The 23,157-nt window shown below is 43.8% G+C and carries 22 protein-coding genes; 10 read left to right on the top strand and 12 right to left on the bottom strand.

Going from position 1 to position 23,157, the window contains the following annotated elements; all coding sequences use genetic code 11:
- Positions 1–11: 11 nt before the first annotated feature.
- From NST65_RS01465 to NST65_RS01450, 4 genes are all read right to left on the bottom strand, one after another.
- Positions 12–1,145 (bottom strand): zinc-dependent alcohol dehydrogenase, encoded by a 1,134-nt coding sequence (locus NST65_RS01465; RefSeq protein WP_024424382.1) that lies wholly within the window; start codon positions 1,143–1,145, stop codon positions 12–14.
- A 158-nt stretch (positions 1,146–1,303) separates the two neighbouring features.
- The gene (locus NST65_RS01460) at positions 1,304–2,326 is read right to left on the bottom strand and encodes a quercetin 2,3-dioxygenase (protein ID WP_342489244.1); all 1,023 of its coding nucleotides are present in this window, start codon (positions 2,324–2,326) and stop codon (positions 1,304–1,306) included.
- 80 nt (positions 2,327–2,406) lie between these two features.
- A complete protein-coding gene (locus tag NST65_RS01455) occupies positions 2,407–2,979 on the bottom strand; it encodes a TetR/AcrR family transcriptional regulator (RefSeq protein ID WP_268468266.1) in 573 nt (190 codons plus the stop codon).
- Positions 2,980–3,016: 37 nt separating this feature from the next.
- Positions 3,017–4,498, bottom strand: coding sequence for an amidase (locus NST65_RS01450; RefSeq protein WP_070326736.1), 1,482 nt, complete (start codon positions 4,496–4,498; stop codon positions 3,017–3,019).
- Positions 4,499–4,685: 187 nt separating this feature from the next.
- Here NST65_RS01450 and NST65_RS01445 point away from each other — a divergent pair, with 187 nt between their 5' ends.
- Entirely contained in the window at positions 4,686–6,299 is a 1,614-nt protein-coding gene (locus tag NST65_RS01445) for a S8 family serine peptidase (protein ID WP_251027251.1), read from the top strand.
- A gap of 39 nt (positions 6,300–6,338) precedes the next feature.
- On the opposite strand, the gene NST65_RS01440 is transcribed toward NST65_RS01445, so the two are convergent.
- Positions 6,339–6,878, bottom strand: a complete 540-nt coding sequence (locus NST65_RS01440) for a DUF402 domain-containing protein (RefSeq protein ID WP_169737559.1) — start codon at positions 6,876–6,878, stop codon at positions 6,339–6,341.
- Between the two features lie 111 nt (positions 6,879–6,989).
- On the opposite strand from NST65_RS01440, the gene NST65_RS01435 reads away from it, so the two are divergent.
- Entirely contained in the window at positions 6,990–7,193 is a 204-nt protein-coding gene (locus NST65_RS01435; RefSeq protein WP_041116516.1) for a hypothetical protein, read from the top strand.
- Between the two features lie 47 nt (positions 7,194–7,240).
- Here the strand turns inward: NST65_RS01435 and NST65_RS01430 are convergent, their stop codons facing one another.
- Positions 7,241–7,789, bottom strand: a complete 549-nt coding sequence (locus tag NST65_RS01430; protein ID WP_034283161.1) for a GNAT family N-acetyltransferase — start codon at positions 7,787–7,789, stop codon at positions 7,241–7,243.
- 213 nt (positions 7,790–8,002) lie between these two features.
- Between NST65_RS01430 and NST65_RS01425 the strand changes: the two genes are divergently transcribed.
- A complete protein-coding gene (locus NST65_RS01425; protein ID WP_087976296.1) occupies positions 8,003–9,220 on the top strand; it encodes a multidrug effflux MFS transporter in 1,218 nt (405 codons plus the stop codon).
- A 17-nt stretch (positions 9,221–9,237) separates the two neighbouring features.
- On the opposite strand, the gene NST65_RS01420 is transcribed toward NST65_RS01425, so the two are convergent.
- The 4 genes from NST65_RS01420 to NST65_RS01405 form a co-directional block, all read right to left on the bottom strand.
- Entirely contained in the window at positions 9,238–9,408 is a 171-nt protein-coding gene (locus NST65_RS01420) for a hypothetical protein (protein ID WP_176967360.1), read from the bottom strand.
- Positions 9,405–9,992 (bottom strand): DUF1700 domain-containing protein, encoded by a 588-nt coding sequence (locus NST65_RS01415; protein WP_041106184.1) that lies wholly within the window; start codon positions 9,990–9,992, stop codon positions 9,405–9,407. The genes NST65_RS01420 and NST65_RS01415 overlap by 4 nt, the downstream gene beginning before the upstream one ends.
- Positions 9,985–10,302: a PadR family transcriptional regulator gene (locus NST65_RS01410; protein WP_024424392.1), complete on the bottom strand. Its 318-nt coding sequence runs from the start codon at positions 10,300–10,302 to the stop codon at positions 9,985–9,987. The genes NST65_RS01415 and NST65_RS01410 overlap by 8 nt, the downstream gene beginning before the upstream one ends.
- Positions 10,303–10,400: 98 nt before the next feature.
- A complete protein-coding gene (locus tag NST65_RS01405; RefSeq protein WP_034283328.1) occupies positions 10,401–11,231 on the bottom strand; it encodes a YitT family protein in 831 nt (276 codons plus the stop codon).
- Positions 11,232–11,567: 336 nt separating this feature from the next.
- Here NST65_RS01405 and mmuM point away from each other — a divergent pair, with 336 nt between their 5' ends.
- From mmuM to NST65_RS01390, 3 genes are all read left to right on the top strand, one after another.
- Positions 11,568–12,506 carry a homocysteine S-methyltransferase gene (gene mmuM / locus NST65_RS01400; RefSeq protein WP_061110491.1) on the top strand — a complete coding sequence of 313 codons (939 nt, stop codon included), beginning with the start codon at positions 11,568–11,570 and terminating at the stop codon, positions 12,504–12,506.
- A 46-nt stretch (positions 12,507–12,552) separates the two neighbouring features.
- A complete protein-coding gene (mmuP, locus tag NST65_RS01395; protein WP_024427433.1) occupies positions 12,553–13,956 on the top strand; it encodes an S-methylmethionine permease in 1,404 nt (467 codons plus the stop codon).
- A 112-nt stretch (positions 13,957–14,068) separates the two neighbouring features.
- Positions 14,069–14,689 carry a hypothetical protein gene (locus NST65_RS01390; RefSeq protein WP_024427434.1) on the top strand — a complete coding sequence of 207 codons (621 nt, stop codon included), beginning with the start codon at positions 14,069–14,071 and terminating at the stop codon, positions 14,687–14,689.
- Positions 14,690–14,996: 307 nt separating this feature from the next.
- Here the strand turns inward: NST65_RS01390 and NST65_RS01385 are convergent, their stop codons facing one another.
- Together NST65_RS01385 and NST65_RS01380 are read right to left on the bottom strand one after the other, a co-directional pair.
- Complete coding sequence (locus NST65_RS01385) at positions 14,997–15,479, bottom strand: Ig-like domain-containing protein (protein ID WP_061110437.1); 483 nt, start codon at positions 15,477–15,479, stop codon at positions 14,997–14,999.
- Between the two features lie 107 nt (positions 15,480–15,586).
- Complete coding sequence (locus NST65_RS01380; protein ID WP_111927585.1) at positions 15,587–18,253, bottom strand: S8 family peptidase; 2,667 nt, start codon at positions 18,251–18,253, stop codon at positions 15,587–15,589.
- 179 nt (positions 18,254–18,432) lie between these two features.
- Between NST65_RS01380 and NST65_RS01375 the strand changes: the two genes are divergently transcribed.
- From NST65_RS01375 to mngB, 4 genes are read left to right on the top strand one after another with little or no spacing between them, the layout of a single operon-like run.
- Entirely contained in the window at positions 18,433–18,954 is a 522-nt protein-coding gene (locus NST65_RS01375) for a PTS sugar transporter subunit IIA (protein ID WP_244858622.1), read from the top strand.
- Positions 18,951–19,280, top strand: coding sequence for a fructose PTS transporter subunit IIB (locus NST65_RS01370; protein WP_061110439.1), 330 nt, complete (start codon positions 18,951–18,953; stop codon positions 19,278–19,280). The genes NST65_RS01375 and NST65_RS01370 overlap by 4 nt, the downstream gene beginning before the upstream one ends.
- Positions 19,281–19,316: 36 nt before the next feature.
- Positions 19,317–20,435, top strand: coding sequence for a PTS fructose transporter subunit IIC (locus NST65_RS01365; RefSeq protein WP_046313686.1), 1,119 nt, complete (start codon positions 19,317–19,319; stop codon positions 20,433–20,435).
- Between the two features lie 28 nt (positions 20,436–20,463).
- Positions 20,464–23,127 (top strand): mannosylglycerate hydrolase, encoded by a 2,664-nt coding sequence (gene mngB / locus NST65_RS01360; protein WP_111927586.1) that lies wholly within the window; start codon positions 20,464–20,466, stop codon positions 23,125–23,127.
- The last annotated feature ends 30 nt before the right edge of the window (positions 23,128–23,157 follow it).

The following is a 23,157-nucleotide window of genomic DNA, read 5'->3' as shown; positions in this document are numbered from 1 at the left end:
GTCTTCTTTTTTTATGGCTTTAAAACGACCTTTATACAATCATCCTGTTTGTCATTGAAGATGTGGTACGCATGAGCAGCTTCATCTAATGGCAATTTGTGAGTAATAATCGCTCTAGGATCAATTTCACCGCTTGTCACTTTTTGATAGAGCTTTGACATGTATCCTCTCGCCGGGGCTTGGCCCATTTTCAGGGTGACGTTTCTTGCGAAAAAAGCGCCTAATGGAAACATGTTGTACAGGCCGCCGTACACACCCGTCATCTGCACTGTTCCACATTTGCGAACGGCTTTTGTGGCAATTTGAATGGGTCCGATCGTTCCGCCTTGCAGCTTGAGTTTTTGCTCAATTTTTTCAAGCGGCGACTTCTTTCCGTCCATTCCCACACAATCAATCACAACATCGGCTCCGCCCTTGGTGAGCTCCTTTAACGTTTCTCCCATGTCGGGATCTTCTGTAAAATCAAAGACCTCCACGCCGCTCATTCGTTTTGCATGCCGCAGGCGGTAATCAATGTAATCGACGGCAATCACACGTTCAGCCCCTTTTTGCCAAGCAAATTGCTGCGCCATTAACCCAACAGGACCACAGCCTAGCACGATGACCGTATCGCCTTTTTTCACACCTGCGTGCTCTACGCTCCAATAGGCGGTTGGCAGGACATCTGATAAGAAGAGCAATTGTTCATCCTCCAGCTCACAATCCTCTGGAATCTTAAACGGGGTGTAGTTGCCAAAAGGTACACGTAAATACTCTGCCTGTCCTCCGGGATAGTTCCCATATTTCTCACTATAGCCAAAAAGCCCACCCGAATCGTAGTGCGGGTTTGAGTTGTCACATTGGCTTTCTAAGTGATGATCGCAATATTGGCATTTACCACATGCAACTGTAAATGGAATGACGACACGGTCTCCCTTTTTTACGGCTGTGACATCCGGGCCAACTTCCTCCACAATCCCCATTGGTTCATGCCCAATTACATAGCCGATTGGAAGCGGGAAATTCCCCTGATACAAATGTAAATCTGATCCACAAATTGCTGTTGATGTAATACGTATGATCACATCTTCCCGATCTTGAATCGACGGTGCATCTACTTTCTTCACTGCAATGCTATTTTTCCCTTGATAAGTAACAGCTCTCACATGCACTTCCTCCTTTAGCTCAAATCATCTTTACATAGCTTCACCTTGAATGAATGGTTCATTCATCAAATGAGCAATTTATGTGGAGGAGGTAAAAAACAAAAAAAGCCTGTCGATTGTTTCGACAGACTCATGATGTTGTGTAACGCGTTACACAGTTAATCTTTTTCGACAAAAAACAAATCATATTGAGTTGAAGTCTCCCGATCGAACATGAAGTTCCCTTCTTGAATAAAATAAGGACATATACTTGGGCTTGGAGATTCTTCAAACTGTTCATACACCTGCTCAATTTCTCCTGGAAGCAGCAAAACCAACATTTTATTTGAATGAGACACAAATTCATAAGAGTGAATCGTATCCGGCGGGATATAGGCAAAGTCACCCGGCATCAAGCAAATATCCTCTCCGTTCAAATGAAGGTTCATCTTCCCTTCAACACAATAGATTGCTTCTGTATGAACTTGATGATAATGCGGCGGGAAATATTTCCCCTTCGCTCCTTCAACCACAAAATGACTGAATCCGCCTCCTGTTGTTTCTACTGTTGCAATCAGCTCATGAATCTGGCCATCAATGATGTATTGCTTCCCTTCACCAGCCTCTAATACATAAGGCTGTACCTCGTGAGGAAGCTGACTATGAAATAAAACGGAGGGCCTCGTTGTATTAGACAGTTCTCTGATTCCATGCATCAGGATGATATCGCTTTCTTTTTCAGCCTGCTGAAAACTGGCTGCATCAAAAGCATGATGAGTCATAGACCATTCATTCTGAAAAAGCCTCTTTCCAATTTGCTGATAGACATCTGTCATTTTTCCGCCCAGCGTATATGAAATAAATCTTGTTTTATGACTATGCATTCTGTAGCCATGAATCGTTTTGGGCGGGATATGAATATAATCAAAGGCTGTGGCCATGTATTTTTTACCGTCCAGCATCACTTCAAGCTTTCCTTCCAGTACAAAAATAGTTTCAAATAAGTGCTCATGACAGTGCAGCGGGAAATAAGCTCCTTTCCCCCCTGTGATTAAGGCAAGCTCAAACAGCTGATTCGTTTGATTTGCTTCTGCCAGCATATGAACAAGCTGATTCTCCAGCCCATACAGCTTTCCGGAACCAGACACGGTATAAAAAGAGGTACCTTCGGATTGCTTCATCGATTGCGGTTGCTCCGACATCCCATCACTCCTCGTGACAAATTGACTATCTATATTATATAGACCAATTGATATAATAGATAGACAATATGCGAGAGATTTTACTCATCTCGCATAAATAAATGTCTAAGGTACCTTTTTACGTGTTCTAAAGGGGTCGTTTGTTTGAGTGCAGTGGTCATCGATAAACCCCCGATGACCATTGAGTGAAGGAGAGAAGCCAGCTCATCCGCTTTGTTTTCTTCATACCCGCTGTTCATTAGCTTTTCTTTTACAAGCTCCTGCCAGCGGATCATTTCTTGTTTGCATGCAGCATGAAGCTGCGCGTTTTCAGGCTTGGACTCTGCCGCCAGCAAGACAATTGGAATCCCTCTTTCACTTTCTTTCTCCATAAATCCTCGAATGATCTTTGTCATAAAACGATCGATGGCGATATATGGGTCATCCGAATAGGCAAAGCCTTCTTCAATTTGATTAATGACCTTTTGACTAATGTGTTCAACAGATGCAATAGCCAGCTCTTCTTTTCCATTTGGAAAGTAATAATAAAGAGAGCCTTTAGGTGTGCCGCTCTCTCTGATAATTTGATTCAATCCTGTCGCATGGTATCCCTGTTTACGTAAAAGAAGTGCTGCCGTTTGAATGATTTTGTCCTTCGTACTCACGTGTGACACTCTTTTCCCTCCATAGACCAAAGTCGCTGATCATGCGTTATCGATTTAATTGACTAGTTCCTTTCCAAATCGAGGATGTCTCCATTTCCGCCGCAAGCCTGAGCAGCCAGTCCTCTTTTCCTTTAGGTGCTGTCACCTGTACCCCTAAAGGCATGCCCGCGCTAGTCAGATGAACAGGAACACTCATTGATGGCTGACCTGTTAAGTTGGCAAGCTGTGTAAATGGGGTGTAGGTCAAGCTCTTGAGGAACATGTCATAAATAAGATCCTGCTGTGCTTGCATTGAAAGGGATGACACACGTAAAAGTGCGGCTGTTTCCTGATCTGAATGCATAAGCTCACCTACCTTTGGAGCTGAATAGGCAGTAGCTGGTGTCACATAGAGATCGTAGGTTTGATGAAATGATGCCATTTGTGCAGCAGCCCGATCCCACGCATCAAGACTTTCTGTATAAGCAGCAGCGGTCACATTCTTGCCAGCCTCCGCCAGCACCCATGCCACGATGTCCGTTTCCTCCGGCTTTACTGGACGCCCTAACGAACGAGCCAAGGAAGTGAATAACGCAGACATTTCTCCGCTGTTCATCACGTAATATTGCTGCATGAGATGAACCCCATCAATTTCTGGCTTGGCTTCTTCTACTTGATGACCCTGCTCACTCAACCATTTCACTGTTTGCTGAACCGCCCGCTTCGCCTCCTCACTGACCTTCGTGCCAACTGGAGATTCTACGCTGTAAGCAATTCGCATAGAAGATGTACGTTTCGCCAGATCCTCTTGGTAACTGCCATCGTATAACGGAGTTTGGAAAGCAGCTTCAGGTTGAATGACTTGAAGTAGATCAAGAAGGGCTGCACTGTCCCGTACTGTTTTTGTGAGTGTAAAGTCGATGGAAGCCCCTTGCCACTGCCTTCCTGCGCCTGGGCCTACCGGCGTTCTTCCCCGCGTGGGCTTAAGGCCGAACAAACCGGTAAAGGATGCTGGAATCCGGATGGAACCACCGCCATCACTTGCTCCGCCAGCAGGTACAATGCCGCTTGCAACGGCTGCTGCTGTCCCGCCGCTTGAGCCGCCCGGAGAATAGTCCGTATTCCAAGGATTTCTCGTTGGACCATGTAAAGCAGGCTCTGTCACATTTCTTAAACCGAATTCCGGTGTATTTGTATGTCCGATCATGAGAAAACCAGCCTGCTTCAACCGATCAACAAAGTGCGAATCCGAATTTGCTTTTACATCCTTTAACAGCAAAGCTCCTGCTGTCAGCGATTCATTTTTAATCCCTTGCGATATATTTTTCAGCACAAACGGAACACCAGCAAATGGCTGATACTCATGTAACTCCTTGATGTCTTTTAAAACTTGTTCTTGTCTCGTCCGTATCACAGCGTTTAGTTCTGGATTGACCTCATTCAATCTATCAAATGCAGCCTGCATAAGCTCCTCGGGCTTTACCTGCTTATTCTGCACAAGTGCTGCCAAGCCAGCCGCATCATACGTCATATACTCTTTTACGTTCATCAGCATGTCCTTCTTTCTCTTATCATGATGTCTCTATTGTCTACTAGAATTCTATGAATTTCAATTTCAGGTTACTTGTAAAAATAACTTTCTGAACAAGACGACAATTCTACTATCCCATCCCTCTGCTTTCTCCGATATAATAGAGAAAAAAAGACCGAGGTCATCGGATGAGAGGAGCCATGCATTGAAAAGGAAATTACTTATCGTCATTGCGTTTCTTCTTGCGTTGACAACTGCTTTGCCCTTCCATTCGCAGGCAGCTGCACCGCCAAAAGAAACAGATGTCATCATCGTCTATAAAAATCAAAAAGGAAAACAAACAGCGATTGAGGAAAGTGAGAAAGTGAACGCACAGTACATACATCTTCCCGCTGTCGCTGTGACAGCAGATGAACAAGCGGTCACCTCACTCAAAAAAGACCCAAACATCGCTTACGTCTCAAAAAACGTAAAGGTTAAACTCGCGGCTTCTACTGTGAAGAAAACAGCCGCTGCTACTAATCAGGATGCATTGGTACAAAAATCTTACAATCTGCAAAAACTAAATATCAAGCAAGCAATAAAAGAAGGCGTCACTGGTAAAAATGTAAAAGTAGCCGTTTTAGATACTGGCATTTTCTCACACGAGGATTTAAAGGTATCCGGCGGTAAATCATTCGTGAACTACACATCCTCTTATAAAGATGATGAAGGACATGGCACACATGTCGCCGGCACGATTGGTGCGCTTAATAACGATTATGGAACAGTCGGCGTTGCTTCTGGTGTGAAGCTGTATGCTGTGAAAGTGTTAGATAAAAAGGGAGAAGGCGACCTGTATAGTCTGCTTCGAGGCATCGATTGGGCGATTACCAACAAGATGGACATTATTAATTTAAGTTTAGGCTTTGAAGACAATATCCCCATCTTGCGTTCAGCAGTAGATGAAGCCTATAAAAAAGGACTGCTCGTGGTTGCTGCAAGCGGAAATGATGGAAAAAAGAATCATATTAGCTACCCTGCCGCTTACAATAGTGTCATTGCCGTTTCTGCAACGACTGACAAAGACAAACTTGCGTCTATCTCGAATACAGGGAAAGGGATTGAATTTTCTGCCCCTGGCGAGAACGTCATCAGCACTTATTTAAAAAATGAATATTGGTATGCAACGGGGACATCACAAGCTGCACCGCATGTCACAGGAATGCTCGCACTGTTAAAACAGCTTCATCCGAAGAAAACAAATGCACAGCTTCGCACTTTATTGCGCAGCTATACAGTGGATCTTGGTGCAAAAGGGAAGGATCCGCAATTCGGCTATGGCCGCGTGCAATATGTGCCGCAATCCACCTTTTTAAAGGCTGCGGCAAGTGCTGTCAAAAAAGCCGAAACATCTAAAAAGCAGGCAGATGTCAATCAAGCCAAAACGAGAATTGGCCGGCTCACTGCAAGCAAGCAAAAAACAGCACTCACAGAACGGGTGAAGAAAGTCCAAGCAGCCATTGATATCCGCTCGGCACGTGCAAAGGTCAAAGCAGCCGAAAAGAACAAAACACAGAGCGCTATTAAAAGTGCTCAAACGGCCATCAAAAAACTAAACAAAGGCAAAGAAAAAACAAGCCTGCAAAACCGGCTTGACAAAGTAAAAAAACAAGTCGCTTATCAAAAGAAAGTGACAGATGCTAAACAAAAGGTCAAAAAAGCGGAATCCAAACGAACAAAGAAAACAAAAGCAGCGGCTCAAAGCGCTGTCAAACAGCTAAAAGCCTCCAAAACAAAAACCAATTTACAAAAACGATTAAACCGTATTAAGGTCTAACAGAAAAAAACGATTCCTTTCAGCGAGGAATCGTTTTTTCTATCTCAACATCGGCTCAAACAAGCTGTGATGATATTTCCCTTCGGCATCTGCCCTCACTTGATCGAGAATGCTTTCTAACGAAGCCGTCACGCCTTCTAATGCCCGCCGTACTGCGCCGTTCTCAAAATCCGCTAAACTCTCCGGCAATTCATCTTCATCCAGTACATAGACTTCACCAGTCGGAAGAACGAGAAGATCAATAATGAGGTCTTCAAACATGACCAGCTGCCCGTTGAACTGTGTATCTCCCACCATATTCAAATAAGATCCTAGTTCCTTTCCTTGATCATCTCTCCAGAAATATATGTTATAAGGACGATCCTTCCAATAATAGGCGGTCGTATAGCTCCCTTTTGGAATGGTCAGAAAACCAGCACCTGCCCTCATCGTAAATGGGTCTTCAATCTTGTGAAACAGCACAGCCTGCTGTCCCTGTGCATCTAACAGCTGACAGGTATGTTCCACAACTTTCTGATCGTATTTGATTTTTCTCTCGATGACTTCATCCCAACGATTCGCATGCAGCGAAAACAACATGTCACAACTCCCTCTAAACATCTCGTTTCTTTCCAGTATACACCGATTTTTTCTGAAGAAATAAAGGATTGCCTCATTTACTTATGGAAGCCCTATGATGAGGTGAAAGAAATGAACGGAATCACGATTCTTGAAAACTTTACACAGCTTGGACAAATCATCCTCATGATTTGCGGCTATGTCCTTTATTGGCAGCTGGTGAAAACGAAGAGAGAACGAAAGCTGTCTCCTTATGAGCGCATGTTAAAATTCTTTGTCATGTTCGGTTTAATATCCTGGGGGGTATCATATTGGGCGCTGGCACTGTGGGCGTAAATTGAAAAAAGGAAGAGCTGCCCGTGCAGGACTTGCTCTTCCTTTTATTACGCGTGATTTGATGAACCTGCCGGCTGTTCTTTCTTGATCACATATTGATAGCTCTTGACATGTGTCCCATTTTGGTTCACAAATTCTTTATCAAGCGCACGCTCAAAGCCCATTCGTTCATATAAGCGAATGGCGGCCTGCATTTTATCAGATGTATGAAGATACAGGACATTTTCGCCCCATGATTGCGTCAGTTCAATACTTTTACGCAGCAATGACTCTGCAATGCCTTTTCCCCTCACATCGGGATCTACTCCTAAAAACCGGACGATGGCTGATGTAATGCCCATTTCGGGTTTATCATACGCTTGCTCTGATGAGCGGAACATTTGAAGCGTCCCTACGACTTTGCCGCCAAGCTCCGCCACAAGCATCAGCTCCATGTTCGGATTATCTACAGCTGCTGCAAGCGCGGCAGAATAATTTTGCCAGCCTTCCTCTGTAAATTGAGGCTCATACTGTGCATAGGATTTGATCAGCACGCGTGTGATAGCCTCATGATCTTCTTTGACTGCTTGACGAATGATCAGCTCTTGCTGCTTCATGTCAGCACCTCCTGCTCTCTATTAGTGGATATACGTATCATGCAATCACTGCATGCGATCACCTTACTCTTTTCTCTACTCATTCAATGTAAAGAGTCTCATTCGAAAGATCAATCATTTTGCACGAAATCATCTTTGAAAAATTTTCATTGAAAAGGAACGCTTGATTCATTATGCTGTGTTGAGGAAGTATACGAGGAGTGTTGTCATCATATGAGTTCTTTATCTTATCCCCAAGAATCGAAAAAAAATCGATTTCTCCTTGCCGCATTGCTCGGATCTTTAACCGCCCTTGCTCCGCTGGCAATGGATATGTATTTACCTGCTTTACCTAATATCGCCCGTGACTTTGAAGCAAGCACGGCGCTGTCTCAGTTAAGTCTCATGGCTTGTTTGATTGGACTTGCTCTTGGACAGCTGATTGCAGGTCCAATCAGTGATACAGTCGGCAGAAGAAAGCCGCTCATGATTGGATTGATCATTTTTATTGCAGCATCCCTTCTTTGTACAGTGGTCACATCGATTTGGACGTTCATTCTTCTTAGATTGATTCAAGGACTTGCTGGTTCAGCTGGCATTGTCATTGCACGAGCCATTGTCCGAGATCATTATGAAGGATCAGAAATGACGAAATTCTTTGCACTGCTGATGTTAGTCAACGGGGTTGCTCCGGCAGCGGCACCTATCGTGGGCGGACAAATGTTACGGTTCACGACGTGGCAGGGTGTGTTTGTTCTTCTAGGAATCCTCGGAGCGCTAATGCTCCTAAGATCAATGTTTTCATTGAAAGAAAGCTTACCTGCGGAACGCAGACAGACTGGGGGCTTCAAACAGATCCTAGGTGCGATGAAAATTCTAGCGAGCGATCGTCTCTTTGTTGGATATGCCCTATCACAAGGTCTTGTCTTCGCAGCAATGTTTGCCTATATTTCAGGTTCACCGTTTGTGCTTCAGGAGATTTTTAACCTTTCTCCACAAGGATTTAGTGCGGCCTTTGCGGTAAATAGTCTTGGGATTATCACGGCTGGACAAGTATTTGCCCGAGTCGCTGCGAAAATCGGTGAAGAGAAAGTTCTTCGCATTGGATTGCTGATAGCTGCATTAGGGGGAGTCACTTTATTTTTCATGATCTCAATTGATGCAGGATTGTACGGTATTCTGATTCCGCTGTTTTTTGTTGTCTCAAGCGTTGGAATTGTCGGCACATCTGCGCCGTCTCTTGCGATGCAGCATCACGGAGCGCATGCAGGAAGTGCAGCTGCACTGATCGGTGTGGCACAAATGCTGCTAGGCGCTTGCATGACCCCTCTTGTCGGACTAGCCGGAAGCCAAACAGCTTTTCCAATGGGTCTAATCATTATGCTTTGTGATCTAGGCGCACTTTGCTGTTATTTCTTCTTTGTGGCCCGAGCGAAAAAAAGACCCGCATAAGCGGGTTTTTTCATTTATTATGGCTTGCTCCAATTAATGGTGCGGAACACGTTACTCTCGTCATTGTTGTGATATGCATCTAAATCAAAGCCTGATAGTCCAAAACCAATTGCCATGACAATTCCTCCGGCAACGGTGAAGATGATCCCCCATTTGATACATTGCTTTTTTAAATCATTCACGTTCATACTCTCACGACCTTCTTTTTAAACATTCCCATGAATGCCTTAGTGGTTTGAATAGTCATTTGCACAAATAGCTTTGTCAAATACGCTGTGGCTATGCCGCTTAATAATCCGACACCTAATAGAAGAATACCAACGCCAACCTGCGTCACCACCACATGCAAACCGTCCTGAAAAATAAATGGAGAACCAATGATGCTCCAAAAACCGCCGAGCAGACCAGTAAGCGTCAATGCACCTGTCACGAGTGGAATGCACCAAATCACCATATACACAGAAAGAATCAGCAGGAAGACTGTTGCTAGAATACTGCCCCATAACGGAAAGCCTAAAATGAGAATGGAGAGTCTCGTCGCTTTTTCTCCAAACGTCGGCACCTGAACGGTTTTTATTCCTTGTTCCTTCATAATCCCTTCAGCGATCATAGCAGGCTGCCCGACTTGATGAACCGCTTCCTCTTCACTGTAGCCATCTTCCTGATAATCCTCAATCATTTCATCGTAGTATTCGATAAACCGATCACTATCTTTGTCGCCTAGAAGATGCAGATGCTTCTTTAGGCTGCTCAAAAATTCTTTTTTATTCATTGCCCTGTCCTCCAGAAATAAAGTCGTAAATCGCCATCACCTGATCCCATTCCTCTAAAAACTGCGCCATATGCTCCCGCCCGCTTTCTGTCATGCGGTAGTATTTTCTTAATCGACTGTTATGTTCCTGGGAATAGGTCTCCACATAATTGTTTTGCTCTAAACGCTTTAAAATCGGATACAATGTCGATTCTGAAATCTCAATACAATGGGACATATCTTTAATGATTTGATAACCATAGGAATCGCCTTTCTTTAATACCGCCAGTACACAAAATTCCAGTAATCCTTTTTTTAATTGTGCATTCATGTTTACAACTCCTAACTCTTTATACTATACATTACATAGTATTGTGTGACAAGAGGTATAGAGAATAAAAAAAGACCCTTTTTCGGGTCTTTTCATTTTTATATATTCACAAATCCTTCTCCGAACACATCGCGTACGTCATGGACAACAACGAATGCGTCTCGATCTATTTTCTTAATAATTTTCTTAAGGCGCATGAGCTCCTGCTTTTGAATGACCGCGTAAAGAATTTCCTTCGATTCCTTTGAATAATGACCGCGTCCGTTTAAAATCGTTACGCCTCGATCTAAGGTGTGATTGATTTCTTCCGCAATATCATCTTTGCATGAAGAAATAATCGTCACTGCCTTTTTCGTGTTAAGTCCTTCTATCACGAAGTCCATCACCTTTGTCGCCACGTACAGCATCACAATGGTAAACATTAATTTTTCCGCACCAATAATAAAATAGGAAGCAAATACAACGATCAGATCAAAGAACAAAATGGCATAGCTCACGTTCCAGTCTAAATACTTGTTGGCAATTCTTCCGAGAATGGCAGAACCCGCCGTTGTTCCACCTGCTCTGAGCACAAGACCAATCCCAATTCCGATGATAATTCCTGCAAAAATCGCTCCAATGATCAATTCATGAACATTCACGACCCATGTTGTGGTCAGGTGCAAAAATAGAGAGTTACTTGCGACGGCAACCACAGTATAAATCGTGGTCTTCTTGTCTAAATACTTATAGCCGACAAGCAGTAAGATGGCATTAAACACGAGGTTCGTCAGCCACGGTGCAATCTCAAACAAATAATAAAAAATAATGGACAGCCCTGTTACGCCGCCTTCACCAAATTCAAGCGGAATGACAAACATGTTCACTGCTGCGGCAAATAAAAAAGAACCAACTAGAATCATCGCTATATCTTTTACACATTTTTTCAATTTCTTCTTTCCTCCTTTTTTAAGCATATAAAAAACCCTCTTTCTGCACGAAAGAAGACAGTCGTTGGACAACATAAAAATCAAAAGACGGCGCCTTTTGATGAAGCTTTCTGAAATCAATCTTTCCATAATATATATCTCTTTTCAGAGGCTGTCAATGACTTGGTTTTCTATTATTTTGACTGCATTTTTATGCATCAAAACCCGCATGTTTTCCGGGTTTTTCCGCCCTATGATGCTTTTTCCTCTCCTTGACAAAAACACTTTAGTCATTTAAACTACTGCCTCATATCATATCCATCATTTCCGATCTAAAAAGGAGGCTGTTTGATTCCGATGAATCCTATTCAAAGCCGTTTACAGGCTCACGCACCTTTGATTTTAGACGGTGCATTAGCAACAGAGCTTGAACGAAAGGGCTGTAACTTAAACGATCGTTTATGGTCAGCCAAAATACTTATTGAACAGCCACAATTGATTCAGCAAGTACACTTGGACTACTTCCAAGCAGGTGCTGACTGCGCAACTACCGCCAGCTACCAAACAACGATTGAAGGCTTTGCTGAAAAAGGCTATACAAAAGAAGAAGCGATTGAACTCATGAAACGCTCTGTCACTCTTGCGAAAGAGGCACGCGATCTTTTTTGGCAGGATGAAGCGCGTCGTGAAGGACGGACAAAACCATTTGTCGCTGGATCTGTGGGGCCATTCGGCGCTTATTTATCTGATGGTTCAGAATATAAAGGAAATTATGGACTCTCAGAGCAGGCTCTTATTGATTTTCACAGACCAAGAATTCAGGCATTAGTAGAAGCGGGTGCAGATATTCTTGCATGCGAAACGATTCCTTGTCTGATTGAAGCAACTGCCATTGCAAAGCTGCTGCAGGATGAATTCAGCGGGGTATCTGCTTGGATCACATTCAGCGCAAAGGATGGCCTGCACATTAGTGAAGGTGATTCCATTCGAGAATGTGTACAGGCGCTTGAGCCTTATGAACAAATCGCTGCCGTCGGCGTGAACTGTACGCCGCCGCAATTTATTACTTCTCTTATTCAAGAAATGAAAAAGGGAACGAGCAAACCGATTGTGGTATATCCAAACTCAGGTGAAATATATGATCCTGAAGAAAAAGTATGGAACGGAGATACGTCTCATCTTACTTTTGGGGAATGTGCGCATCAATGGTACAAAGACGGCGCGCATATCATCGGCGGCTGCTGCCGGACGACCCCAGAAGATATCAATGACATCTTAAAACGAACCACATCGTAGCATCATGAATCATCACACATACTTCTAAGCAAAAGGGCGGGAAGACATGGAACAAGCAAAAGATCAGTCACAACAATATCAACGAAAAATGACGAGCCGGCACCTGTTCATGCTTTCTCTAGGCGGCGTCATTGGAACAGGGCTCTTTTTAAGCTCGGGGTATACCATCAATCAGGCCGGACCTGCGGGGACCATTCTTGCCTATCTTGTCGGGGCTTTAATTGTCTACCTCGTGATGCTTTGTTTAGGTGAGCTGTCTGTCGCAATGCCGGTCACAGGGGCTTTTCATACGTATGCAACAAAATACATTGGACCTGGTACAGGCTATACGGTTGCTTGGCTATACTGGCTGACATGGACAGTGGCACTCGGTTCGGAATTTACAGCCGCAGGACTATTAATGCAGCGCTGGTTTCCAGACACTTCAGTTTGGATGTGGAGTGGTGTTTTTGCTCTTCTCATCTTTTTACTGAATGCATTTACAGTCAAGTTTTTTGCAGAATCAGAGTTTTGGTTTTCCAGTATTAAAGTGATGGCTATTATTCTCTTTATTATTCTTGGCGGAGCTGCCATGTTTGGTTTGATCCCATTAAAGGGCGGTGAGGCCGCTCCGTTCTTTTCTAATTTCACTGGCGAAGGCGGGCTTTTCCCAAACGGCTTTTTACCAATTTTAATGACGATGCTTGCGGTCAACTTTGCTTTTTCAGGTACGGAGTTGATTGGGATTGCTGCGGGTGAAAGCGTCAATCCTGACGAGACCATTCCAAGAGCAATTCGCACAACCGTCCTGCGTCTCGTCCTGTTTTTCGTTGGAACGATCGTTGTGTTGGCTGGCTTGATTCCAGTAGAAGAAGCCGGGGTGATCAAAAGCCCATTTGTCGTGGTATTTGATCGTATCGGGATTCCTTATGCCGCAGATTTCATGAATTTTGTCATCCTGACCGCGATCTTATCTGCCGCAAACTCAGGATTATACGCATCATCTCGTATGCTTTGGTCGCTTTCTGAGGAACGGACACTTCCTAAAAAACTGGCGAAGCTGACGTCAAAAGGCATTCCTTTGAATGCACTCATTTTAAGTATGATCGGTGGGATTCTTTCTTTGCTATCGAGCGTGATCGCACCAGAAACGGTATACCTTGTCCTAGTGTCAATCTCTGGACTGGCCGTTGTGGTTGTATGGATGGGGATTGCTGCCTCACAATTTATGTTTCGGAAAAGATTTTTACAGGAAGGCGGACAGCTTCATGATTTATCCTTTCGAACACCGCTCTATCCAGTAGTTCCGATTGCAGCCTTCCTCCTATGTCTTGCATCTGTCATTGGCATTGCCTTTGATCCAAATCAGCGGATTGCCCTCATCTGCGGCATTCCTTTCATTGCGCTCTGCTATGCTGCCTATTACGTGACAGCTTGGATTCAGAAAAAACGCGAAAAACCTGGTGTATAAACATCAGGGTTTTTTCATCTGACAAAAAAGGATATCGCTAGTAAAAGAAGCACACTTTGGTATATGATAGGAATCTATGATTTCAGGATGAACCAAGGGAGTTGTCGTGAATATGGAAATGACCATTACAAGAGCATTAAGTGAACTGAAAATGTTAGATAAAAGAATCAATCGAACCGTTGATGAAGCCGTACTCGGTGGATTGATGATCGGCAAACATATACAGCACGGATTTCAGAATCAAGAAGAGATTGAAAAAAAGGCGAAGGCTGATGATCAATCGATTCGAGCTTTAATCAAACGCCGGAATGCCATCAAATCAGCCATCGTTGTATCAAATGCAACCACAATGATTGATGTGGCGGGTGTCCGTATGACGGTGGCAGAAGCGATTGAACGAAAGACGTCGATAGACTACGATATTCGTTATTTACGGAAAATGAAACAGGTGTACAAAGAGTTGGTCGACAAAGCTGAACAAACGAATGAAGATGTGAAAATGAGACTTGATCAGCATTTAGAAACCTTGTTTGGGAAAGATGGAAAGACACAAGCGGCTGCCAACCAAGAGATCGTGAAGTCTTTTCTAGCTGAAAATGAGGCGGTGATCATCGATCCGCTTCGCCTTCGAGTGAAAATTGAACAGCTTTCGAAAGAAATTGAAGATTTCCAAATGGAAGTTGATTTTTCCTTGTCTGAAAGCAATACACTAACGAAAATACAGATTGATTAATTGATTTTGTTAGTGAGCCGAAAATCGATAGGACTAAACACCTCCGAGGGAAAGGTCATTCCCTCCTCATCTGATGATCATCTTAGGATGATCCTTGATAAAAGCTCAAAGCTGAACGTTCAAGGATCAAAGTTCAAGTGTGAAAGTTCTTATCTATCAAAGCTCAAGTTGAAAAGTTAAACGCTCGATCGAATCTGGGAATAACGGCTGATGAGTGTTTGTTTATCGACTCATTCGGTTGCCGCCCAGCAGGTTTGCTAACAAAAAGAAAAGGATGTCACCTGATGACATCCTTTTTTCTATGAGATTAATAACGTGATGTATATGCCAAATGGTACACACTTGTGACATTTGAAGATAGTTTGATGTCGTTTGACGTAAACGTCACTGGAACGATATCGTAGTAATGTGTTGACCAGCCTGCATTATTGTATGATTGGTAGCCTGCACCTGCAGGAACTTGAAACGTTAGTGAAAACTGTCCATTCTCGTCTGTTGTGCCTGTCGCTGTTTGAGCATATGATTTGATGGCTGCTTCAAAATAAAGCTTGATCGGCTGATTAGGCATGAGGTTCCCGCTTGCATCTTTTAGTGTTCCTTTAAACGTAGCTGGATAATAAGAACCCACGCGATATTTACTGCCATAGCCGTAATTCACTATTCCACTATCGGCTGCTGTGACACTTGTTACTTGAACGGATGCTGGTACTGCACCTGTTTCTTCAGCATGTGCAAAGCTTGGGAATACGAGAAGCAATGATAGAAAGAAAGCAAACATGATTTTTTTCATCGATAAATCCTCCTTTTTTTTCCTACTATATTACTATCGACATTAATTGGTATTTTTCCAGTTAAAAACAAAAAACTTCCCTTTTTTTAGAAAGGGAAGTCCTTTTTTTATTTTTTCACAACCACTTTTACCGCTTTGCTTTCTCTTTTTCTCACATCTGATGCGGTCGCATACAAAACTGTTTTGGCTTTTTGCGGCTTGATTTGGGCAGTAAATGCGCCCTTGCTATTGGTTTTGACTGTTTTGATGACTTTCTTTGATTTGTTTTTCACTTTAATGGTCAAGCCTGCACCCGCAGTCCCTTTGACCGCTTTACTTTTAATGGTTACTTTGCTCACTTTCGGCTTAGCTGGTGCTTTGCCTTTTTTCACGACGGTTTTGAGCGTCGTAGCGGCCTTTCCTTTTGACATTTTAATGTGAAGGACCTTGTTTTTGTTCTGATGCTTAATCTTCACACTAAAGGTTCCTTTTTTGCCTGCTGTGCCTTTTCCAAGCAGCGTTTTGCCTCTATACACAGAAATAGCAGCACCGGCTTTTGCTTTACCTGTCACCTTTTGATGCTGATCTTCCACTTTGTTCACTGATGCATTCAATTCGACAGCACTTAATGCAGCAAATGCATTCAGTCTGCCATGTCCTGTCATCCAATCAATTCCTGGGATTTTCGGATCGACAATTGGCTCCTCGTTTTCATCATAGAAAACGTCGTCTTTTCCATCAATCGATTTAAATGAGATGTCATCTGCTGTACTTTGCAAAAGATTTCTCACTTGATTTGGCTTTAAGGATGGATTTTTAGAAAGCAGTAACCCTGCTGCTGCTGCTACATATGGTGTCGCCATTGATGTCCCGCTAAGGTATGAGACATTCCCATCAGGCATGAGGCTCGGAATATCCGACCCTGGTGCTGACATGCTCAGTCCTTTGCCATAGCTTGAAAACTCAGCGGCAATATCCATACGGTTGCTTGCGCCAACCGCCATTGCGTATTTTGACGTCGCAGGGTAGCCCATTTCTGGTACGCCATCATTTCCACTTGCCACGACCACTAGTACATTTCTTTGTGCAGCATACTTCATTGCATATTCAATCACTCTGCTGTAATAGCCGCCAAGGCTCATGTTGATCACCTTTGCGCCTTTGTCCACTGCATGTTTGATACCAAGTGCAATATGCTCTGTATCGCCAAAGCCATAGGCATCCAGCACCTTCACCGGAATGATGCCCGTATGTTGGTTAAGGCCTGCCATTGAGTAATGATTATCGGATTTTGCGGCAATGATGCCTGCCACATGCGTACCGTGTCCATTGTCATCAATCGCATCTTTGTTTCGTCCAATGAGATTCGCACCTAAGTCTGTACGAACAGTCCCGTTTAAATCTGTCAAACGGCTGTCTACACCTGTATCCACAACAGCAATTAATGTCTGCTTCATTTTGCTTGTGCCAATCAGTGTATTCATTTGTTCAAATTTGACGTCAGCGCCTTTTTTCCCGCTGTTTTGCGCACTGTTTTTCAGCGGCCACTGATAACCATACTGCGCGTCGCTGCTTAGCGCACGATAGGTTTGAACAGGCTCTGCAAATTCAACATTTGGCATGCTGGAGAGCTTTCTTGCCGTGCTTTTGATGACCGCTTTGCCTGCTTTTAGTGTCTTTCCAGCTGATTCTTGCCCGGCTGGCACATCATAGACATACATTCCTTTGAATAAAGGACTAACTGACTGTGAGGTCACACGGTTTTCTTGGATGCCGTAGCTTTTCATTTTCTTTTTCGCAGATTGAAGTGTTTGGCCATCCTTTAATTTAAAAATGATCTTATTCGTTTTAACCTTCTCTTCTTTTACAAGCTTTTGTTTCTCTAATACATAACCAACTGACTTTCCTTCAAGCTGATCGATGCCCATTTTTTGACTGACGGCTTCTAATTCCTTTTTTAAATATGCCGGACTTGCTTCTTTGAGCATATCAAAAAGGGACCCGATCGCCTGTTGTTCTTTTTCTGTTACGATATGACCGCTAAATGCACCATTTTTCTCTACGTCACTTAGCAGTGTTTTTAATGTGAGCAGATGGTTGTATACCTTTTGCTGCTCTTTTTGATGTTTGATGAGCTTTGATTTGAGAAACGGCTTTGTCTTTTGGAACAGACGTGAAAGCTTTTGACCTTCTGCCGTTTCATTGAATCGTTTATCTTCAATTGTACGAATCGATTGAAGAATTTCACGCCCGTATTTTTTCTCAATAATGATGATTTCAGGCTCATCTTCTTCAGGAAAAACAGGTTCAGAAGGCGGAAGGTTAGCTCCTTTATATCCGATTGTATATGCCGCATCCTCTTCCTCATCACGGCTATCTTCCTCCGAACCTAAGTAGAGCACTTTGACATAATAGGGTCCTGACCATGCATGCGGGAAGTTGATCTCTGTCTCTCCGCTTGCTGTGTCCACGCGATATCTTGAATATGTGTCATCCTTCATCGCTCTGTCCTTGCTTGGATAGACCGATACGGACAGCACTTGTTTACTTTTCACAGAAATTTGCATGTGTGTATGTTTTGCCACCTCTTGTGCAGATGGCGTGATTTGATACCACGACTCTTCCTTTTCGTTCTGTAATGTACCTGAGATGACTTCACCATTTTTTAACCCAATGGCTTCATTGACACTTGTTCCATGAGTGGCAGCTGCTGCCTCGTATCCAGGTAATGCTGCCATACATAGAATGATGGCCATGAGTACGATCACACAGGATTTGACCTGCTTTTTGAACATGAAAAGACCCCCTTATCTTTTATGATACCTTGGAAGAATATCACAGAAATACATTTAGTAGAATCTGTTTTTTACATAATTAAACTCGTTTTAAGCTAGGATTTGAGATATTCAGTCAGCAAGACGGATAGCTTCATAAACTTTTTGCCATTTCAAACGGAAAATGATGCTATTTAACCATGCGGAAAAGTACATTACAATCAACTTGTAAGCGCTTAACAAACAAGAAAGAAGGGATCAGCTTGTTCCAAAAAGATCATGTTTTCACACAAGTAAACGGACGATCAAAGAATGAGATTTTACAATACATTTCCGAGAAAGCTGAAGACCTTCAGATTACAAACGATCAGGCGGGGCTATTAGCAGATTTGTTGACACGCGAAGACGAAGTCTCAACAGGACTTCAGCAAGGCTTCGCCATTCCACATACAAAAAGCTCCGCTGTACAAACGGCTTCACTTCTTTTTTTAGAACTTGAACAACCAATTGAATGGGGAAGCTTCGACGATTTGCCCACAAGCTATTTATTTACACTGCTCGTTCCACTAGAAGAAGCAAATGTCACACATCTGAAATTACTGTCAGGTATTGCGACCAGTCTAATGGAACCTGCTTTTATCGAGAAGATTCAACCAGGTCAAACAGCTGATTACTATTACGACGTCATTGAACAACAATTGAAAGAGGGGATTACACAATGAAAATTGTCGGTGTCACTTCATGTCCAGCAGGGTTAGCTCATACTCCAATGGCAGCCAAAGCGTTAGAAAATGCAGGTAAACAGCTCGGACACGAGATCAAAATCGAACAGCAGGGGATTATGGGACAGGTGAACGGCATTACAGCAGAAGAAGCACAGCAGGCAGACCTATGCATCATTGCCTCAAATCAGCATATCAACGATGTGGAACGCTTCTCAGGCATACCCACTGTACGTGTCGAGATCGGACGTGCCTTAAAAAATGCTGAGCAAATTATCACCAAAGCTGTAGAACTTGTTGAAAAGAAAAAGTCTGAATCTCAATAAACATGAGCAATGCCATATAGAAAGGAGCAAAGCAAAATGAAAGCAAAATTAAAAGTCATTGAAGGCCATCTTATGACCGGTATTTCTTATATTCTTCCTGTAATCATCGGCGCCTCACTAATCGTTGGTTTAGCAAAACTGGTCGGATTAGGGTTTGGCGTTTCAGATTTAAACCCCTATAAGGAAGCTGGCGGCATACTGCACGGCGCCTATTTAATGGAGCAGGTCGGCTGGACAGGTATTGGCTTAATGAACGTCCTGCTTGCTGGATTTATCGCCTATTCCATAGCGGATAAATCAGGCCTTGCAGCCGGTTTTATCGGCGGTGCCCTCGCCAGCTCAACCAATGCTGGATTTATTGGTGCCGTCATTGCAGGCTTCTTCGCAGGATATGTTGCTCTTTTTGTAAAAAGAAAAATTCAAATTCAAGGCTCTGCAGCCGGGCTCGTCCCTCTGCTCATCCTGCCGCTCATTACCGTTGGCTTAACCGGACTTCTTATGTCAGTTCTGCTGGGCGGACCATTAGGCGCTTTGAACACGGCATTAATTGAATGGATTAAAGGTATGGTCGCTGATGGAACAAGCACACTCGCGCTCGCTCTCATTTTAGGGGCGATGATTGGATTCGATCTTGGCGGACCGGTGAATAAATCAGCGTGGATGGCTGGTAACGCCCTCTTCCTATCAGGTGTCTACCTCCCTGCCATTCTCGTCAATATTGCGATTGTCATTCCACCGCTTGGATACGGGCTTGCGACATTGATTCGAAAACGCAACTTCTCCCCAACCTTTAGAGAAGCCGGACGAGGCGGCCTTGTCATGGGGATTATCGGTATTACGGAAGGGGCGATCCCTTTTACCCTCGTCAATCCTTTGAAATTGATTCCGCTCAATGTTGTCGCATGTGCTGCTGGAAGCGGGGTCGCTGCATTATTAGGAGTTCATGACATCATGCCGCCAATTGGCGGGCTATACGGCTTCTTCTCAGTCGGAAACTGGTGGGCTTATTTAATCGGAGCCCTTACTGGCGCACTCGTCATCGGTATTGGCGCCAACCTGCTTGTGAATTTCTCTGAGAAAAAAGAGCCAAAAACGCCGGAACATGATCAGAAGCAGAAAGAAGAAGACGATTTTGACCTTGTGCTAGAAGGATAATTTGAACGAAGAAAGGTGTCGTTGATCAATGACTGTCAATGTACATGTGATTCCACATACTCACTGGGACCGGGAATGGTATTTCACCACCTCCCGCTCCCGTATTTACTTAATGAAAAGCGTAATGGACATCTTAGATACCCTTGAAACAGATGAAAGGTTCCATTACTTCATGCTCGATGCCCAAGCTTCCTTATTAGATGATTATTTGAAATGGCGTCCAGAGGATGAGAATCGAATCAAAAAGCTTGTCACAGCGAAACGTCTCATCATCGGCCCATGGTATACCCAAACCGACCAGCTCGTCATTTCAGGAGAATCGATTGTACGGAACCTGCAATATGGGATTGAACGCTGTCAGCAGTTCGGCCACGTGATGAAAGTCGGCTATGTCCCTGATTCCTTCGGTCAATCCGCACAAATGCCTCAAATTTATCGCGGCTTCGGCATTGTCGATACGGCATTTTGGCGCGGCGTTTCTGACCATATGACGAACCATACTGAATTCAATTGGCGCGGTGCTGACGGCAGTGAAGTCTTTGCTGTGAATCTGCCATTCGGCTACTACTACGGTGGAAATATCCCTGAGAAGGATGAGGACTTACAAGCCTTTTTATCTGAAAAGATTGGTGCGCTGCAAGCAAAGGCAACCACAAAGAATGTCTATTTCCCGAATGGCTTTGACCAAGCACCCATCCGTAAAAACCTGCCTGACTTATTAGAAAAAGCCAATGAACTTGACAAGCACCACTATCAAATCAGCAGCTTAGAAGATTATATTGCAGCAGTAAAAAAAGAGCGGACATCTTTCGAGACATTACACGGAGAGCTCATTCATGCGAAGCATATGCGGATTCATAAATCTATCTTTTCAACACGAGCGGATTTAAAAATCTTAAACAACCAAATTGAAAACTATCTCGTGAATGTGATGGAGCCCATCCTCACGATCAGCTATTCGCTTGGACACGACTATCCGCATGATACGGTTCGTGATATTTGGTACCTCATGTTTGAAAATGCAGCGCATGACAGCATTGGCGGCTGTAATAGTGACACGACAAACCAAGATGTCTTCTTCCGCTACAAGCAGGCAAAGGAAATCGCCGAGAATCTTGTGGACTTGCACATGCGTCTCATCACAATTCGACTGCAAACAGAGCAAGAAATCACATTCACGTTGTTCAATACACTGCCTTCAAAGCGTTCTGAAGTCATTGAAGCCGAAACCTTTATCACGGAACGTCCATTTACGCTAAAGGATGCAAATGGACGAACGCTTCAGTACACAGTGAAAAGCAAAACCGATGTCACAGATTATGTGCTGGCACAGCAAATTTCTCTTAACCCAAGTAAAAAAGTGTACATGCCAAAGCAAGTATGGAAAGCCATTCTGCTGATTGAAGCCATCGACTTACCATCAGTTGGTTATACACAGGTCAGCATGGTCTTCGATGAATCAAGCGAATCGGCATGGGAACAAACTGAAGGACGAGTGATTGAAAATACGTATTACCGCATTGCGGCAAATGACAACGGATCACTGGACATCACAGATAAGCAAACTGGCCGGACATTCTCTGAGCAAATGATCTTTGAAGACAACGGAGATGATGGGGATTCCTACAACTATTCACCCCCTCGTGAGGACCTGTATGTGTCATCCAAGGATCTTTCATCGGCAGACATCTCAGTGGCTAAAAGCGGCCTGCAGCAAGAGCTGACCATCAAGCTTCAGCTCACTGTCCCTTACGACCTAGAGGCGCGCGCTCAGCAATCGGCTGCGACTTCACTTCCGATCACAGCGAAGGTGGCATTAAATAAAGACGATGCTGTCATCCGTTTTCATGTAAATGTCGATAACCATGCGTTAGATCATCGCCTGCGTGTTCTTTTTGATACAGGCATCGCATCAAACGTATCACTGAGCGATCAACAGTTTGGTACAATCGAACGCCCAACAGAGCTGACGCAAGAGCTTGAATGGTGGAACAATGAACATTGGGAAGAAAAACCGATCACCATTGAACCGATGCAATCCTTTGCTGCACTTCGTGATGAAGCATATGGTGCCGCTCTGTTGACCGACTGCGTGAGAGAATATCAGATCACAGGAGAAGGCTATACAACGATTGCATATACGCTCTTCCGCTGTTTCGGGAAAATGGGGAAAGAAAACCTTCTTTACCGTCCAGGACGCGCATCTGGGGAAAAAATTGTGGATACGCCTGACGCTCAGCTGCAAGGTGCACTGTCATTCACATTTGGTATGCACTATAGCAAGGATGCAGTCAGCGAGGGACACTTAGCGAAGCTTGCCAAACGGTACACCACCCCTGTTCAATGCTACGAGCGGGCAGACTTTTTAAACGGTCGTTTAATTTTCTCTTTCCGAGATGAAAAAGAAGACTTACAATCTACTTATAGCCTGCTTGACATCGAGACAGATGGAGCCATTCTAAGCGCTCTGAAAAAAGAAGAGCACGGAACAGGCATTGTCATTCGTCTCTTCAATCCATATTTAACGCGTCAAACAGCCGCTTCAATCAATAGTTCATCTCTACAACACGGAGAAACAGCGAATTTAGGAGAAACACCTGAAGGACATATACTCAAAGCACAACATGGATCATTACACATTGAACCGCTTACACCTTGTCAGGTACAAACCTACATTGTAAAGAAAAAATGAACATGTAGGGGCGGGATCCAATGGATTCCG

Origin of the sequence: Bacillus sp. FSL P4-0248, assembly GCF_038593305.1 — a bacterium.
Classification (GTDB): domain Bacteria; phylum Bacillota; class Bacilli; order Bacillales; family Bacillaceae; genus Bacillus; species Bacillus safensis.
Note: the sequence above shows the minus strand (reverse complement) of the source record. Positions and strands in the feature narration are given on the sequence as shown.

What these genes read in the sequence shown, in the direction of transcription:
- NST65_RS01460 (WP_342489244.1), bottom strand. Translation starts at nt 2,326, where the DNA reads ATGTCGGAGCAACCGCAATCGATGAAGCAATCCGAAGGTACCTCTTTT.
- NST65_RS01450 (WP_070326736.1), bottom strand. Translation starts at nt 4,498, where the DNA reads ATGAACGTAAAAGAGTATATGACGTATGATGCGGCTGGCTTGGCAGCA.
- NST65_RS01440 (WP_169737559.1), bottom strand. Translation starts at nt 6,878, where the DNA reads ATGTTGTTTTCGCTGCATGCGAATCGTTGGGATGAAGTCATCGAGAGA.
- NST65_RS01435 (WP_041116516.1), top strand. Translation starts at nt 6,990, where the DNA reads ATGAACGGAATCACGATTCTTGAAAACTTTACACAGCTTGGACAAATC.
- NST65_RS01430 (WP_034283161.1), bottom strand. Translation starts at nt 7,789, where the DNA reads ATGAAGCAGCAAGAGCTGATCATTCGTCAAGCAGTCAAAGAAGATCAT.
- NST65_RS01425 (WP_087976296.1), top strand. Translation starts at nt 8,003, where the DNA reads ATGAGTTCTTTATCTTATCCCCAAGAATCGAAAAAAAATCGATTTCTC.
- NST65_RS01420 (WP_176967360.1), bottom strand. Translation starts at nt 9,408, where the DNA reads ATGAACGTGAATGATTTAAAAAAGCAATGTATCAAATGGGGGATCATC.
- NST65_RS01415 (WP_041106184.1), bottom strand. Translation starts at nt 9,992, where the DNA reads ATGAATAAAAAAGAATTTTTGAGCAGCCTAAAGAAGCATCTGCATCTT.
- NST65_RS01410 (WP_024424392.1), bottom strand. Translation starts at nt 10,302, where the DNA reads ATGAATGCACAATTAAAAAAAGGATTACTGGAATTTTGTGTACTGGCG.
- mmuM (WP_061110491.1), top strand. Translation starts at nt 11,568, where the DNA reads ATGAATCCTATTCAAAGCCGTTTACAGGCTCACGCACCTTTGATTTTA.
- mmuP (WP_024427433.1), top strand. Translation starts at nt 12,553, where the DNA reads ATGGAACAAGCAAAAGATCAGTCACAACAATATCAACGAAAAATGACG.
- NST65_RS01390 (WP_024427434.1), top strand. Translation starts at nt 14,069, where the DNA reads ATGGAAATGACCATTACAAGAGCATTAAGTGAACTGAAAATGTTAGAT.
- NST65_RS01385 (WP_061110437.1), bottom strand. Translation starts at nt 15,479, where the DNA reads ATGAAAAAAATCATGTTTGCTTTCTTTCTATCATTGCTTCTCGTATTC.
- NST65_RS01380 (WP_111927585.1), bottom strand. Translation starts at nt 18,253, where the DNA reads ATGTTCAAAAAGCAGGTCAAATCCTGTGTGATCGTACTCATGGCCATC.
- NST65_RS01375 (WP_244858622.1), top strand. Translation starts at nt 18,433, where the DNA reads ATGCGGAAAAGTACATTACAATCAACTTGTAAGCGCTTAACAAACAAG.
- NST65_RS01370 (WP_061110439.1), top strand. Translation starts at nt 18,951, where the DNA reads ATGAAAATTGTCGGTGTCACTTCATGTCCAGCAGGGTTAGCTCATACT.
- NST65_RS01365 (WP_046313686.1), top strand. Translation starts at nt 19,317, where the DNA reads ATGAAAGCAAAATTAAAAGTCATTGAAGGCCATCTTATGACCGGTATT.
- mngB (WP_111927586.1), top strand. Translation starts at nt 20,464, where the DNA reads ATGACTGTCAATGTACATGTGATTCCACATACTCACTGGGACCGGGAA.